This is a genomic window from Salipaludibacillus sp. HK11, from assembly GCF_047795645.1.
Classification (GTDB): domain Bacteria; phylum Bacillota; class Bacilli; order Bacillales; family Salisediminibacteriaceae; genus Salipaludibacillus.
This window is the reverse complement of the sequence record NZ_CP181045.1, coordinates 4913317-4929665: the sequence shown is the minus strand read 5'-3', so window position 1 is coordinate 4929665 and position 16349 is coordinate 4913317. Positions and strand designations below refer to the sequence as shown.

General features: G+C 37.3%; 15 protein-coding genes. 9 read left to right on the top strand and 6 right to left on the bottom strand.

Features of this window, described 5'->3' with window-relative positions:
- Positions 1–34: 34 nt before the first annotated feature.
- From ACM26V_RS23345 to ACM26V_RS23335, 3 genes are all read right to left on the bottom strand, one after another.
- Positions 35–2050, bottom strand: a complete 2016-nt coding sequence (locus tag ACM26V_RS23345; RefSeq protein ID WP_416149149.1) for an ABC transporter ATP-binding protein — start codon at positions 2048–2050, stop codon at positions 35–37.
- Positions 2047–3813 carry an ABC transporter ATP-binding protein gene (locus ACM26V_RS23340; RefSeq protein ID WP_416149148.1) on the bottom strand — a complete coding sequence of 589 codons (1767 nt, stop codon included), beginning with the start codon at positions 3811–3813 and terminating at the stop codon, positions 2047–2049. Before ACM26V_RS23340 ends, ACM26V_RS23345 begins: the two co-directional genes overlap by 4 nt.
- A gap of 483 nt (positions 3814–4296) precedes the next feature.
- The gene (locus ACM26V_RS23335; RefSeq protein ID WP_416149147.1) at positions 4297–4908 is read right to left on the bottom strand and encodes a response regulator transcription factor; all 612 of its coding nucleotides are present in this window, start codon (positions 4906–4908) and stop codon (positions 4297–4299) included.
- A 742-nt stretch (positions 4909–5650) separates the two neighbouring features.
- Here ACM26V_RS23335 and ACM26V_RS23330 point away from each other — a divergent pair.
- The 3 genes from ACM26V_RS23330 to cydS are packed head-to-tail and all read left to right on the top strand — an operon-like array spanning position 5651 to position 8173.
- On the top strand, positions 5651–6997 hold the full coding sequence (locus ACM26V_RS23330; RefSeq protein WP_416149146.1) for a cytochrome ubiquinol oxidase subunit I: 1347 nt from the start codon (positions 5651–5653) through the stop codon (positions 6995–6997).
- 18 nt (positions 6998–7015) lie between these two features.
- Positions 7016–8029: a cytochrome d ubiquinol oxidase subunit II gene (locus ACM26V_RS23325; protein ID WP_416149145.1), complete on the top strand. Its 1014-nt coding sequence runs from the start codon at positions 7016–7018 to the stop codon at positions 8027–8029.
- A 12-nt stretch (positions 8030–8041) separates the two neighbouring features.
- On the top strand, positions 8042–8173 hold the full coding sequence (cydS, locus tag ACM26V_RS23320) for a cytochrome bd oxidase small subunit CydS (protein ID WP_416149144.1): 132 nt from the start codon (positions 8042–8044) through the stop codon (positions 8171–8173).
- Positions 8174–8286: 113 nt separating this feature from the next.
- Here the strand turns inward: cydS and ACM26V_RS23315 are convergent, their stop codons facing one another.
- Positions 8287–9240, bottom strand: a complete 954-nt coding sequence (locus tag ACM26V_RS23315) for an aldo/keto reductase family protein (protein ID WP_416149143.1) — start codon at positions 9238–9240, stop codon at positions 8287–8289.
- A 237-nt stretch (positions 9241–9477) separates the two neighbouring features.
- Positions 9478–10365: an NAD-dependent epimerase/dehydratase family protein gene (locus tag ACM26V_RS23310; RefSeq protein WP_416149142.1), complete on the bottom strand. Its 888-nt coding sequence runs from the start codon at positions 10363–10365 to the stop codon at positions 9478–9480.
- Between the two features lie 236 nt (positions 10366–10601).
- Here ACM26V_RS23310 and ACM26V_RS23305 point away from each other — a divergent pair, with 236 nt between their 5' ends.
- The 6 genes from ACM26V_RS23305 (at position 10602) to ACM26V_RS23280 (ending at position 15333) form a co-directional block, all read left to right on the top strand.
- The gene (locus ACM26V_RS23305) at positions 10602–11468 is read left to right on the top strand and encodes a substrate-binding domain-containing protein (RefSeq protein WP_416149141.1); all 867 of its coding nucleotides are present in this window, start codon (positions 10602–10604) and stop codon (positions 11466–11468) included.
- A 16-nt stretch (positions 11469–11484) separates the two neighbouring features.
- Complete coding sequence (locus tag ACM26V_RS23300) at positions 11485–12183, top strand: ABC transporter permease (RefSeq protein ID WP_416149140.1); 699 nt, start codon at positions 11485–11487, stop codon at positions 12181–12183.
- The gene (locus tag ACM26V_RS23295; protein WP_416149139.1) at positions 12180–12926 is read left to right on the top strand and encodes an ATP-binding cassette domain-containing protein; all 747 of its coding nucleotides are present in this window, start codon (positions 12180–12182) and stop codon (positions 12924–12926) included. The genes ACM26V_RS23300 and ACM26V_RS23295 overlap by 4 nt, the downstream gene beginning before the upstream one ends.
- Before the next feature lie 146 nt (positions 12927–13072).
- Entirely contained in the window at positions 13073–13468 is a 396-nt protein-coding gene (locus ACM26V_RS23290; protein ID WP_416149138.1) for a GntR family transcriptional regulator, read from the top strand.
- Positions 13458–14333, top strand: a complete 876-nt coding sequence (locus ACM26V_RS23285; protein ID WP_416149137.1) for an ABC transporter ATP-binding protein — start codon at positions 13458–13460, stop codon at positions 14331–14333. Before ACM26V_RS23290 ends, ACM26V_RS23285 begins: the two co-directional genes overlap by 11 nt.
- A complete protein-coding gene (locus ACM26V_RS23280) occupies positions 14323–15333 on the top strand; it encodes a hypothetical protein (protein ID WP_416149136.1) in 1011 nt (336 codons plus the stop codon). The genes ACM26V_RS23285 and ACM26V_RS23280 overlap by 11 nt, the downstream gene beginning before the upstream one ends.
- 98 nt (positions 15334–15431) lie before the next feature.
- Here the strand turns inward: ACM26V_RS23280 and ACM26V_RS23275 are convergent, their stop codons facing one another.
- The gene (locus ACM26V_RS23275; protein WP_416149135.1) at positions 15432–16349 is read right to left on the bottom strand and encodes a pseudouridine-5'-phosphate glycosidase; all 918 of its coding nucleotides are present in this window, start codon (positions 16347–16349) and stop codon (positions 15432–15434) included.

Sequence of the window (16349 nt, the reverse complement as noted above, 5' to 3'; positions counted from 1 at the left end):
TAATCAGCGATACCCTTTCTCTATTAAGTCAGTTTTAACTTGCTGAATCTCTCGTTGTCCCTTTTTGAAGCTGATACATATGATAGTAACGACCAGTGAGATCCATTAATTTTTCATGGTTCCCTTGCTCGACAATTTCGCCGCTATTTAATACAAGGATTTGATCTGCTTGTCGGATTGTTGACAGTCTGTGTGCAATCACAAACGTCGTTCGACCTGCCTTTACTACATCAAGCGCTCTCTGAATCACTTCTTCGGTTTCTGTATCGATATTCGCTGTCGCTTCATCTAATATCAATATTGAAGGATCAAATACAAGTGCCCTTGCGAAGGACACTAATTGCCTTTGTCCAGCTGACAACGTACTTCCTTTTTCTTTGACCTCTTCATCAATCCCATTTGGAAGCGTACGAAGTAAATCACTCGCACCTACTTTCTCTAGGGCCATCACAATTTGTTCTCTAGTAATAGAAGGGTCATTCATGCTCACATTGCTTGCAATTGTTCCACTGAAAAGAAAAGGATCTTGGAGCACGATCGCCATATGTTGTCTTAATTCTTGTTTTGTCATCTCATGAATGTCGATTCCATCGACGGCCACTCTACCGATTTGATGATCATAAAATCGGAATAAAATGTTCATGATCGAACTTTTACCTGATCCTGTGTGACCAACAAAGGCAACTGTTTCCCCTTTATTAGCAGAAAATGAAATGTTTTTTAACACATATCGTTCTTCCTCATAAGCGAATGAGACATTATCAAATACGACATCTCCTTGAAATCGTTGTCGTTGCCCTTCCTGCAAAGCAATTCCTGGCTCATCCATTAATGAAAAAACACGCTCTCCGGCAATTCTCGCTTCTTCTAGTTGCGCGAGTTGGTTAACAATTCCATTTACTGGTTCAAATAGGCGGTTCATATAATCAACAAAAGCATAGACAACACCAAGGCTAAATACCATGCCGACACCTATTGATCCCCCACCAAAAAACCAAATTAATGCGACAAACGCGATATTTCTCAGTAAATTCAATAAATTAAACGAAGTCATCGCATTTAATGTTAGCAGTTTATTATTATACTTAAAGTGCTCTTGATTTAATGTTTCAAATTCTTCTTTCACTTCTTTTTCTCGGCCAAATGCCTGAACGATTGGCATTCCTTGAATATTCTCATTGATTCGACCATTAATATCACTTAATTTCTCACGAATGACTCGATTATATTTTCCAGCATATTTACGATAAACGACCATCCAGATAATTAGCAAAGGCACAAGCACGAGAGTAGCAAATGCTAACCTTGTATCTAACAAAAATAATGCAATAAAAATACCAACCATGTAAACAATACTGGTGAAAAATGTCGCTAATACTTTTACATAAAGTTCACGAATCGCCTCAGTATCGTTTGTGATTCTTGATACGATTTTACCAGTTGGCAACTTATCAAAATAAGTAATCGGAAGTTCATGAATTTTTGCAAAGACATCTTCTCGCATTTTCTTAATAATACGATTTGCTGACGTTTGTAACCAATAACTTTGGTAATAATGAAAAATCGCGGAAATGATTACGAGTAGAAAATAGCCCCCCATAAGAAAAAGTAAGTAGGGAATTTCCTGTTGGAAAAAGAGATAGATATCAGACTGAGACATCTCTGTCGCAGCATAATTAGCTTCCTCTTCTCCTCGAGTGATTGTCATTTCTCCATTTGAGAATGATCTTTCACCATCAAACTCAATGGGTCCATCGATAAAGTAATAACTTAACCCAATTTGCAACAGGTTCACTTCTTGATCTTCTGTCCATTGTGAATCCATGCGATCTGCACGAACAAAGTTTCTGCCTTCATAACTGACGTCACCTTGTGATTGCTCAATCCAAGGTTGTTCGATACCGATAATATGATTATCGATCATCGTCTTAGCTATAAATGGTCCAGTTAATTCTGCCGCTGCTGCAATAGACAAAAACAATAACGACAATAAAATTAGGCGTTTAAATTGCATCGCATATCCGTAAAATCTTTTTCCTACATGATTCATAATGGATGCCCCCCCCTAATCGCTTCTCCTGTTTTTTCCATTTGCTGCTTGGCATATTGTCCGCCATACCAACCTTGCTTTTCGAGTAACTCTTCATGTGTTCCCGCTTCTACCACAACTCCTTCATCCATCACCAAAATTAGGTCTGCATGTCTAATCGCTGACATCCGGTGAGCCGCAATAAAGGTTGTTTTCCCTGACCGCTCTTTGCGAATATTCTTGACGATGGTTGCCTCTGTTTTTGCATCGACTGCTGACAGAGCATCATCCAATAAAAGAATCTCAGGGTCTTTAATTAACGCTCTTGCAATTGCAATTCGTTGCTTTTGCCCGCCCGATAACGATACACCTTTTTCTCCCACTAATGTCTCAATTCCATGTAGGAACGTTTCAATGTCGGCCGTGATTGACGCTTGTTCCAATACTCTTTCTAAATCCTGTTCATTGGCAAAAGGGTTTCCAAACAATATGTTCTCTCGGATTGTTTTAGAAAATAAAAACTGATCCTGTGGCACATAGCCGATCCACTTTTTCAACTCAGCTAAGGCGATATTTTCAATAGGGATTGCGGATATGAACATCGCCTTCGTCTCGATTGGATATTCTCTTAGTAACTGTTTGAACAGTGTTGTTTTACCGCTACCAGTTTTCCCTACAACTCCGACGCTATATCCTCTTGGAATATGAGCATGAATATTTTTCAACGACTCTTCACTAGCAGTTGGATATTGAAACGACAGGTAGCGAATGTCAATCGACTCAGGCAGAAAATCTCTATCTGGATCATCTTCATTTTTGACATCTGCAGTGTAACTAAATGTCTCATTTAAACGGTCCATCGATGCATTTCCTCTTTGCATCACATTCATCAATTCACCAAAGGCGAACATCGGCCAAATCAACATCCCTAAATAGATGTTGAAAGAAACTAACTGACCGAGCGTAATTTCACTACGAAAAACTAGTAAGGCACCGTATCCGAGACCGATCATATAACTAAGTCCAACTAATATTTTTATCGTCGGTTCGAACAGGGCATCGATCTTAGCTACTTGGATATTTTTGTCTAGAACATCCTTTGTTATTGCGTTAAATCGTTGTTGATCATCATTCTCCTTAACAAAGGCCCGAATAACTCTCACACCTGAAATCGATTCAAGTACTTGATCATTAAGATCACCGAAAGCATCTTGTGCTTTCATAAATCTTTCATGAATAACTTTTCCGTACTTTTGCATGAGCCAAGCCATTATTGGCAGAGGTAAAAATGCTGCAATAGTAAGTTTCCAACTGACGAGAAATCCCATCATAAACAAAATAATAACTAGAAATATCGTCGCATCAACGAGTGTTAATACACCAAATCCAGTAGTGAGTGAGATAGCCTTTAAGTCATTTGTCGCCTTTGCCATTAGATCTCCCGTTTTGTTTTTCTCATAAAACGTCGGGGTCATTTTCGTTAAATGTTTCATATACAGTGATCGTAACGTTCGTTCTATAATAAAAGCACCACCAAATAGCTGCCTCATCCATACATACGTTATAATGTAGATCGCTACCATCAGACTAATAAACAAAATAACATACTGCCTAAGCCCTTCTTCCGTTAATCGCCCTTGATGAACGTCATCAATAACAATCCCAAGTAAACGTGGCGGAAGAACCTCTAACAAACTAGCGACAATCAATAAAAAAATCGCCGTAATATATCGCTTTTTATGTTTCTTAAAAAACCATGTTAATTTCTTCAGTACTGAGAACATTTTTATTCACTTCCTTATTCATTTTTTCCTACTCTAACCGCCACCAGTCGTTTCTCCCTCTGTCTTTCTCTTTCGCCTAATTATTCTAATGATGAACATGATCATCCCTCCAAAATTTTTTATATGTTATCAGCTCAAAGCTGTAAACAACAAAAAAGCACATGAGTAAGTTACTCATGCGCTCCGAAAATACATATTTCACATATGATACGAATAAAAACACATGGGTATTGCCATGTGTATGCTTCTGTATCGTACCTAACTAATACAGTCTTAAAGGAAGGAGACGTTCTAAAACACAACATGGATGATTAGATATTCAATTGTTTGCGTTAAATCGATTCTCTTTTCCATGCTGTTCTCCCCCTTTTTTGAATTTTATGATTACTTCCATTTTTTATGATACCACTAGGGCAATCAAAGCGTCAATATAAATTTAGAAAAACGAAGTTATCTTACTCGTTTCCTCCAATATGTATTTTTTTAGATCACCCCGAGCCGTTTGCCCCATTCGAACCACTGATGATTTTTAGTAATATTTAGCTTTTTACGAATATTTCTCCGATGATTTTCAACCGTCTTAGGAGAAATATTTAATAATTTAGCTGAATCAACGACGGAATAACCACGAACTTTCATATTGAAAATTTCTTCTTCTCGTCTCGATAAATCTGTTGAGACCGATTTTTGATTCGTTTCATCCTCTCCATACATTCTTAGAATCGTCTTGTCTCCTTTCAATACTTGTTGAAAGAAAATCATTAACTCATTTAGCGAAGCTTGTTCATAGAAAAGACCTTGTAATTTATTTTGTTGAACCAAGATTTCTAGTTCATGAAAAGAATCATGATACATTAACACTCGTTTACAAGAAGGAGATTGGTTCTCTAGTAAAGATAAAGTACTCCTTATTCCCCCTGCTTTTGCTAATCGGTCGTCGATAACGATTAAGTCAAATCTATATTGTTTCAATGCATGTACGAGCTCACTAGCTGTTTCTGCCATCACCATTGAATCAACAGAACGTACATCTTTAATTAGTTGAATTAATCCATATTGAAGAAGTTCATGCGACACCCCTGCCAACACTCTCATTACCCATTCTCCTCATGATATTATTTTCTTTCATTCCTGAATTCCTCTCTTATTCGGAACGTTTCCCTAATTCCTATCTTCTAACGGTCCGAATCTCTCTCTTATTCGGAACGTTTCCCTAATTCCTATCTTCTAACGGTCCGAATCTCTCTCTTATTCGGAACGTTTCCCTAATTCCTATCTTCTAACGGTCCGAATCTCTCCCTTTTTCGGAACGTTTCCCTATTTTCGATCTTCTAATGGTCCGAATCTCTCCCTTTTTCGGAACGTTTCCCTATTTTCGATCTTCTAACGGTCCGAATCTCTCTCTTATTCGGAACGTTTCCCTAATTCCTATCTTCTAACGGTCCGAATCTCTCTCTTATTCGGAACGTTTCCACAATTCCATTCTTCTAACGGTCCGAATCTCTCTCTTATTCAGACCGTTTCCCAAAACAAATATTGTTGTCGTCAATGTAGCATCTTGCGCCTGTATTATCAACTTTCATCGACTTCCAATAATATTTCACAAAAAAATCATTTTTCGTTCAATAAACGCTCACAATTTCACATTAATATGAGGGAAAACACCTATAAAAGAAATCCATAATATTTATTACTATTGAAACAGTGTTAAATATGTTACAAACAATCTACAAAAGTTCGCAATTTTAATTAGAAAGTTTTGTTACAATAGTTATTCTAGTTTAAGCTAGTCTCTTTGCTAATAAAAATAGAAGTTTACTAGAAAGGGTTGTTCGCTATGTTTGAATACGATCCGGTCATGTATAGCCGTATTTTGACTTATGTGACGTTAGGATTTCACGTAATTTTTGCTACAATCGGTGTAGGTATACCGTTAATGATTGCCCTAGCTGAATGGATGGGGATCAAACGGAATGACCCTCATTATACCTTAATGGCAAAACGATGGGCACGCGGATTTATTGTCACCGTTGCCGTTGGTGTTGTTACAGGTACCGCTATTGGTTTACAGCTTAGTTTATTATGGCCAAACTTTATGCAAGCAGCTGGTCATACTATCGGTTTACCGATGTTTATGGAAGTTTTTGCATTTTTCTTTGAAGCAATTTTTCTCGGAATCTATTTATATACATGGGATCGTTTCAAAACTAAAATGAGGCACTTCCTACTTATTATCCCAGTCGTGATTGGTGCGACAGCTAGTGCATTTTTTATTACATCAGTCAACGCGTTTATGAATGTTCCTCAAGGGTTTGAATTGGTGGATGGAGTTTTACAAGACATCAGTCCACTAGCTGCGATGTTTAACCCTGCAACACCAACTAAAATAGCTCATGTAATTATTACATGTTATTTAACGTCTGCATTTATTTTAGGTACTATTGCTGCAATTCATATGATAAAAGGAAACAAGCATGTATACCATAAAAAAGCTCTTCACCTAACTATGGTTGCAGCCGCTGTATTTGCAATTGGTACGGCTCTCGTTGGCGACCTTTCTGGAAAGTACCTACACGAGTACCAACCTGAAAAATTAGCTGCAGCAGAATGGCACTTTGAAACGGAATCTGAGGCCCCACTTATTATTGGTGGTTTCTTAACGGAAGATAATGAAGTCAAGTATGCGTTGGAAATTCCATATGCATTAAGCATTTTAGCTGGTGGAACTCCTGATACGGAAGTAATTGGTTTAAATGACTTTGAGGAAGACAAACTGCCTCCATTATTTGTTCATTACTTTTTCGACTTAATGGTCTTTATCGGAATGTTCCTAGCTGCAGTTTCTGTCCTGTTTGCAATTATGAGTTGGAAAAATGGCTGGAATCCATTTAATAAACCTTTATTATGGATGATTGCTGCTGGAGGACCGCTTGCTATGGTTGCAATTGAATCCGGTTGGATCTTCGCAGAAGTTGGTCGACAACCATGGATTATCAATGGTGTCATGCTAACAGAGGAAGGTGCAACTACCTCTGCTCATGTCGATATCATGTTGTACTTGTTTATCATTCTGTATGTTGTATTAGGAGTAACTTGTGCAGTGGTGTTAAGAAAAATGTTTAAGAGAAACCCAGTCGAGCTAGAATTAGAAAAACTAGAATCTAGTGAAAAGACCGCTCAATAGAAAGGAAGGTGCGAAAACATGACATATGAAGTCATCGGAATATCTGTGCTTTGGTTTTTCTTATATGGCTATTTGATAGTGGCGTCGGTTGACTTCGGCGCTGGATTCTTTAGCTATTATACGAAGATGACAGACCAAAACCACATGATACACAAAATAATTCAACGTTATTTATCTCCAGTTTGGGAAGTAACGAACGTGTTCCTCGTATTCTTTTTTATTGGGGTTGTCGGCTTCTTTCCATCAACAGCATATTATTATGGTACAGCACTTTTAATCCCCGGAAGCGTGGCGATTATACTCATTGCACTTAGGGGGTCCTATTATGCCTTCGCAACTTATGGAGCAAAGGACAGTAAATTTTTCACTTTTTTATATGGTTCAACTGGTCTTCTTATCCCCGCTTCATTATCAACAGTTTTAACGATATCTGAAGGCGGTTATATATCCACTAGTAACGGTAATGTTGAGTTATTATATGGCGAATTATTTCGAAGTCCTTATTCTTGGGGAGTTGTCGTACTTGCGGTTGTGAGTGTTTTATTTATTTCTGCGAGCTTTCTAACATTTTATGCTTCAAGAGCAAAAGATAAAAAAGCTCTAGATTTACTCAGAAAATACGCATTAATATGGGCATTCCCATCTATTGGAATGGGGATCATCGTCTTTTTATTGCTAAACAATCAGAACCCTGAGCATTTCCAAAAAATGGTTGATATTTGGTGGGTATTTGCCCTCTCCTTATTCGCATTTGTTGGTGCTTTTTCACTTATTATAAAGCGAAAAAACTATGGAATTGCCTTCATCTTAGTGATGATTCAGTACTTTACAGCATTCTTTGGTTATGGTGCTGCTCATCTTCCATATATACTTTATCCGCATTTAACGATTTATGACGGATTCACAAATGAAACAATGGCAATAGCATTAATTTCTGCATTTATCGGTGGACTGTTATTGTTGATTCCATCATTATATTTGTTAGTCAAATTGTTTTTATTTGATGCAGACTATGTTCAAGGTAGAAAATAAGGAGGTAAGACAATGGATCTTTCTTGGTTTTTAATCATGGTAGCTTCTCCACTTATCGTGTTAGCTAGTGTGCTTGGTATGTTCGTATGGGCCGCAAAAGCGAAACCACCTACTTTTGTTGAGGAGAATGAAGAAAAATTTTAGACTGTTACCGATTTACTTTCGAAGTTTAAATCCGATAAAATGCATTTATGAATTACCTAAAAAGGCTCTAGAAATCTCTAGAGCCTTTTTGTCTCATAAATGAACGTACGATACTATTTAACAGCCAATATTTGTTCGATCTCCTCAAATGTATCCTCTGTTATATTAACTTCAGTCGCTTGGATATTCTCTTCTACTTGCTCTGGTTTACTAGCCCCTATTAACGCACTAGCAACATTCTTCTGACGAAGAATCCATGCAAGTGCCAATTGCGATAACTTAATATCATATTCACCAGCAATTACCTCAAGCTTCTCTACTCTTTCTAACGTATCATCTGCCAAGAATCTTTCGACAAATTTATTTTGATTTGGATTTGTCGCCCTGCTTCCCTTAGGAAAATCGACGCCCTTTTTATACTTCCCCGTTAACACGCCTTGAGCCAAAGGAGAAAAAACAACTTGTCCTATACCATTCTTCTCACTAACAGGAATGACTTCTTTTTCGATGTATCGAGTAAGCATATTATATACAGGTTGATTGACGACAATTCGATCAAGTAGTCGACGATCCGCAATGTTACACGCTTCTTCTATTTGTGCGGCAGTCCATTCGCTCACTCCTGCATAGAGGATTTTTCCTTGGCGAACGAGATCATCAATCGCTCTCAATGTTTCTTCCACTGGTGTGTCTTGGTCATACCGGTGACAATAGTAAATATCTACATAATCATGCCCTAATCGATCCAAGCTAGCATGGAGTTGCTCAAAGATGTGCTTTCGTGATAATCCCTTATCATTCGGTCCATCTCCCATCGGACCAAACACTTTTGTCGCTAGAACGTAAGATTCTCTCGGATATTTCCGCAATGCCTCACCAACGACCTTCTCTGCCGCTCCTCGATTATACACATTGGCCGTATCAAAGAAGTTCACGCCCAAATCATAGGCTTTATCAATTGTTTGAATTGCTCGCTCTTTTTCTACACTATCCCCATAAGTAAGCCAACTACCTAAACTAATCTCACTGACCTTTAATCCAGTTCTACCTAATCTGCGATAATTCATTTTTTTTGCCTCCCTCTATTTGATAAATGATTTCTGAGACCCCTAAAGTGAATTCCTATGTAGAGATAAACCACATTATTATCTTATCTTCCCATAATCGTTACCTATAAGTAAAGCAAAGACAACGTTTACATAACTCCTGTAATTTGTACAAAAAGATAGAAGGGATAGTCAAACGACTAACCTCCTCCCACAAAAACGAAGCCCATATATGCATATGGGTTTCGTTAATTATTTTCATTTTAATTCTTGTTTTACTATCGATTGAATTAATGGCTCAAACCATTCAGATAGTTTCTTGAAATAGTAGCCATTCGCTTCTGCCGTAGACACATCTTGGTAATAGGAAACCGGAAAATTTATTGGTGATCTCTCTTCATTTGTTCCGTCTGAACTAATCAGTGCTACCTTGTCAGTTGCTCGTTCAATTAATTCCATCATTGCACGAAGACTAATTTGATCAGAAGCGGATGCATTTATTGGTCCAATAAACTCTTGAAATCCTGTCCAGAAGAGAAAGTTCGCTAAATCATCAGAATCTACAAATGACACTTTTACATCTGGTTGATCGACTCCAATTTCCTCACCATTTATCACTTTCCGGACGTGATAATGAAGCCTTTCCGTGTAATCATCCAACCCGAATACGACGGGAGGTCTAGGGGCAACGACTGGAAAAGTTGCTTTCTGAAAAAATGTCGCTTCCGCTAGACGTTTTCCTTCAGCATAGTCAAATTGTTCTTTTCGACCAGATTGCAACTGATAGTTATATGGATCAAAATCTTTTTCTATTTTTTCAGCTTTTTCATTAAAGTGATATACTGAGAGTGTAGACGTAAATACATATCGCTTCACTCTTCCAGCAAATATTTCACACGCATCTTCAGCATCATCTGGTGAGAAGCAAATCTGATCATACACTACATCCCATTCTCCATCTTGAAATGTTTTTTCCATCGATCCACGATCAAACCGATCAACTTTCAAGTGATGGACCTTCGAGCCAAAAGAATTAGCCGTCTCTCCTCGCGTCGCTACGGTTACCTCATCGCCATGGTCTAATAGTTTCTGCACAAGTCTTTTTCCAAAAAAACGCGTGCCGCCTAACACAAGGACCTTTCTCATCTTCCCACTCCCTTACCCTAATAAATATGATATTAGTAAAAAATTCTGACATTTCTTATTGATCTATTTTAGTACAAATTTGTTATAAATGATAGCAATACGCGCCCCTTGATCGATACGTTAATTATTTACATATGGCATTGACAAAAAGCAAACTAAACATATCCATACCTAAAGGTTTGTGAGAAAATATAAGTAATTAGAAAACAGGGATCGAAATTATATTAAAGGATGAGATGAAACCTATGAAAAATCTGCCTAGTAATATTTTTAGCCTTTGGATCATCATTATTTTCATCATCAGCGCTTGCGAAACAAGTCATTCCCAAGTCGAGATGGATGCAGGAGAAATAGGAGACCAGTTGTTACTAGCTACAACGACCAGCACTTATGACAGCGGTTTATTAGATAAACTCCTACCTGTGTTTGAAGACGCAACCGGAGTACAAGTGAAAATTATATCCGTGGGTTCTGGCCAAGCATTATCCATGGGCGAAAAAGGGGAAGCAGATGTATTACTTGTTCACGCTCCATCTGAAGAAGAAAAATTAGAAGAACAAGGAACTGTCATCAATCGTCATCGAGTGATGCATAATGATTATGTTCTCTTAGGCCCTGATAAAGATATCGCCGCTTTCAAAGACAAGTCTATTACAGAAGCTTTATTCGCAATTCATCAAAAAAATGTCCCCTTTTACTCTAGAGGAGATGATTCCGGAACACATTATTTAGAATTAGATCTATGGGAGCAAGCTGGTATTTCTCCTAGTTTTGATACATATCAAGAAACCGGGCAGGGTATGGGAGAAACGTTGCGTATTTCTGCTGAAAAAGAGGGATATGTAATAACAGACCGAGGCTCCTATCTTTATCTACAGAATCGTCTTGCCCCAATATCCATCCTTGTTGAAGGTGATGACGCTCTCGCAAATATCTATCACGTCATGCAAGTGAACCCAAAACTTTCTAAGCAAATCAACGAGGAAGCTGCCAAGGCATTTGTGGATTATTTATTGAAAGAAGAAACCCAAGATTTAATCAATAACTATGGTGTAGAGGAATGGGGAGAACCACTATTCTTCTCGAGTAAGACAGATCAATAGACTGGATGTGTTGCAGATGAATTTAATTTGGACTGGATTAAGTGAAGCAATGCAAATGATTTTATCCATGGATCCGGAAGTCCTTGAAATTACATGGTTAACCATCCAAGTCTGTCTCATTTCAACTTTCATTAGCACAATTATCGGTGTCCCGATCGGCATGATTCTAGCTTTCAAATCATTTCCTGGGAAAAGGCTCGCAATACTCCTAAGTCATGCTGGGATGGGTCTCCCTCCAGTTGTCGCTGGATTATGGGTTACGATGTTCTTATGGAGAGCTGGTCCATTAGGAGATTGGCAGTGGTTATTTACAGCAAACGCTATTGTTATAGCGCAAATTGTCGTTTCCTTACCTATCATTATTTCTTTATCCTATTCAGCATTCAAAAAAATAGATGGTGGGATGAGACTTCAATTAAAAGCATTAGCTCCTACTAAAACTCAAAGTCTTGTGCTTTATTTAAAGCAAGCTCAGTTCGGAATATGGGCTGCAATCATGGCTGGATTAGGAAGAGTTTTAGCCGAAGTAGGAGCTGCCATGATGGTAGGAGGTAACCTACAAGGACAGACGAGAATTTTAACAACAGCAATGGTTATGGAAGTCTCTAGGGGTAATTTTGAAATTGCTTTAGCACTCTCTTTTATCCTGATGACTATCGCACTGATCCTTACCTTCATTTTACTTAAACTTCAACAAAAGGATGTGACGGTATGACACCATGGATAGAATACCAACATTTCATATGTAAAAAATCAAACAAAACAATTGTGACTCTCGACCACCTTTCTCTTCAACAAGGACAAACCATTGGAATAATGGGTGAAAATGGGACAGGAAAGTCAACGTTACTAAAAGCAATGAGTCTGCTTGAACCCCCAACCAATGGAACGTTGATATACAAAGGGAAGCCTATTGATACAAACAAAGCACCCTTACATATTAGAAGAGAGTGGGCTTGCGTCTTCCAACATTCGTATCGTTTTATTGGTACTGTCTATAGCAATGTTGAAATTGGCCTGAAACTGAGAAAAATTGATAAAGCTAATCGACAAAAACTGGTAATGAACTGGCTCGAGCGGTTTAATATTTCTCACCTCGCCTATGAACAAGCTTATCGTCTTTCAGGAGGTGAAGCGCAAAGAATGAACCTTGCCCGTGCGTTCGTTCTGGAACCGAGCGTTTTGTTTTTAGACGAACCATTTTCTGCGCTAGATTTCCCAACAAAAATTACCTTGCTCGAAGAACTCCAACAAGTATTAAAGGAAACTAAGATTACTACCTTTCTCATAAGCCATGATTTAACAGACATCGAATTTTTGTCTAGCCACTTTCTTTTTATTAATAAAGGAACTGTAACCGATCAAGGCGATATCACAACTGTCATCCAATCTCCTTCCTCTTATTTGCAATCTTTTCTTTCACCGTGGCAAAAAATAAGGGATAATAATATACTTTAAAGCTTCGCTTGGATAATCCATTCGAAGCTATCTTAGTCCTGATATAAAGTTGACAATACTTTATTATTTATCCATACTTTAAATGTACCGATACATATAACACACTTAGTACAAAATGACTATCTATAGTTAGAGGTGGTGAAGTGATGTATTTTCAAATTGACCCAAAGAAAAACATCCCCCTATATGAGCAAGTGATTCATCAAGTGAAAGAAATGTGTGCAAAAGGGCTCCTTAAACCAAATGAAAAGCTTCCTTCTGTCCGTGAATTATCATCACACATGGTCATAAACCCAAATACCGTCAGTAAAGCATATCAAGAATTAGAGCGTCAAGGTCTCATCGTTACATTAAGAGGCAAAGGCACGTTCATTTCTGAAGAGTTAGCTCATACCTACGATCGAAAACAAGCAGAGGAATTGAAACAATCATTTAAACAAGTAATTATTGATAGTTATTATGCTGGTTTATCTAAAAACGAACTTCTTCAATGGTTCACTGACGTCTACGAAGAGATGGAGGGACACCACGATGAAAGTTAATCACATTTCAAAGTATATAAATGGCAAACAAATTTTAACTGACATTGATTTCGAAGTAAAAACAGGTAGTATCGTTGGTATTATTGGACGAAATGGAGCTGGAAAAACGACGCTATTACGCACGATGGTTGGAATACTTGATCCTACTAAAGGAACCATTACGATTGATGATCAAAACATTTTTAGTAAACCAGTTTTAAAAGAGCAAGTTATTTTTGTACCTGACTCCTCAGAAGCGTTAAAAAATTACAGTACAAAAGAAATGCTTTACCTATATAAAAGCATCTATCCGAAGTTTGATGAAAAATATTTTCACAATTTAATGGAAAGGTTCTCACTGAAACCTATTAACAAAATTGGCAACTATTCAAAAGGAATGAAAGCACTTTTCTCGCTTATCGTTGCATTTTCAACAAAAGCAAAATACATTCTCCTTGATGAACCGACAGATGGCCTCGATGTCATTGTGAAAAAACAAATATTAAAAATTTTAGTAGAAGAAGTCTCAACGAGTAATGTATCTGTTATTATTTCTTCTCACCGGCTTGATGAACTTGAATTTATGGCCAATGATATAATTATGATTAAAGAAGGAAAAGTTGATACGCATTATGAGTTAGATGAAATGATAGAAATGTATACAAAAGTTCAGATTCTTTTTGATGGCGATATGCCAAATGCGATTCGTAATGATATCGACATATTGAATAAAACAGGAAAAGTGCATACTATCTTAATCGATAAAAATAATTCAACTATCGTAAAAAAATTAAAGGAGTTATCGCCTCTTTTATATGAAGAACTTCCTTTATCTTTAGAAGACTTGTTTCTAGCTAAATTAGGAGGTGAAATTGATGTTCCATAAAGCACTTTGGTTTCAAAACTATAAACAAACACGGATCACTACATGGATGATTTTTGCTTTGTTTGTCCTTCATATGCCGTTTCAAACGGTTCTTACACTTGAAACTTGGCAGGAACGGGAAGAACAAGCGCAACAAGTAGAAGAACATGTTTATGAAATTCAAGCATGGGAAGTTTTAGAAATTTTTTCACAAGGAACATTTCCTATTATATTGTCTATTTCAATTATTTTATTGGCCTGCCTCCTCATTGGCTTAGAAAGGAACACGAGAAGAAACGATTTTACTTTCTCTTTACCTTTTAAAAGGCAAGAACTATTTTTAGCTAAATGGTGTTATGGTATCTTTACTATCGCATTGTTTCACATTGTGAACTTTTTCATTGCCTACTTTATTATTTATCAATCAGATTACAGCTCCTCGTTGTATCTTGTTAGTTGGATTGAAATATTTTGGGGACCGTTGTTAGGATTTATAATGTTTTTCACATTCGCTCTGCTTATCGGTGCAATTTCCGGTGAAATGATATCTCAAGTTGTGTTGACGTTTCTATTGGGAATATTTCCTTTGGGATTATTTTATTTGATTCAAGAGTTAATAAATGTCCACTTTCATTTTCATGTTAACTCGCCAATATGGATTGAATACGTGACTCCTTTTATGTATGTAGTTAATCACCCTTTTCAAGTTACTACAGTGATTTTACCAATAATCGTTACTGGATTATTTCTCATATTAGGTGTTCATCTTTATAAGCGGAATAAGATAGAACATAATGGAGATTTTTTAATATTTAAAGTATTAAATCCAATATTTCTGATTCTAATCACGATTTGTCTCTCTTTATTTGGCGGAATGATTGTGTCATCGTTTGCTCCTTGGAATGCTGACGCGCTTAGGATTATTTCCTATTGGATTGGATTTACTACAGTTTTGTTATTTTCATTGATAATGGTAAATAGACTTCTTTCTATGAATGTCATGTTTAGAGCAAAATCATAATGCAATCTAAATAAAAGCCGAAAAAGGCTCTTTAGTTTAAGAGATCTTTTCGGCTTTTTCTTGGTCTTAAAACAATCGCATTGTCATAATATTATTTACTATTTATTTTGAAGAGCTACAGCAATGTCAGCTCCAACTCTCGCATTATTTTCAACTAGCGATATATTTGTTTTTAGTGTTGCTCCATTACTTTTATTTTTTAGACGATCCAATAGAAACGGTGTTGTTCCTTTGCCACTGATTTTTTCTTTTTTAGCCGCTTCAAGTGCCTCATCAATTATTCCTTTAATTAGAATTGGATCCATCTCATCACCTGATGGGACGGGATTTCCAATAACCATCCCACCTGAAAGATTCAAATCCCATTTCACCTTCAACATATCAGCAATCTCTTCTGCAGATTTCGCAGCTACATCAACACCAAATCCACTCGATTGAGTGTAGAAAGCTGGAAATTCATCCGTTTGATAACCTATAACGGGGACGCCATATGTTTCTAGATACTCTAACGTTAATTCAATATCCAATATTGATTTAGCTCCTGCACATACGACCGCAACGTTTGTTTTAGCAAGTTCTTGTAAATCTGCAGAAACATCCATTGTTTCTTGTCCACCTCGATGAACGCCACCTATCCCACCAGTTACGAATATCTTTATTCCAGCTAATTCCGCACAAATCATTGTCGCTGCAACTGTTGTTGCGCCCATTCTTTTCATTGCCAATACCGCTGATAAATCTCTTCGGCTGACCTTTTCTACATCGGAAGCCCGTCCTAACAAGGTCAATTCATCACTCGTCAAACCTACTTTTATTTTCCCATCAATAATCGCAATCGTAGCAGGGACGGCACCTTTCTCACGAATAATTTCTTCAACCTTTGTAGCAGTTTCAATGTTTTGTGGATAAGGCATGCCATGTGCAATAATCGTTGACTCTAATGCTACAATTGGAGTTCCCACTTTTTTTGCTTCTTCCACTTCAGGTGAATACACTAAATAATTAGTTAAACTCAT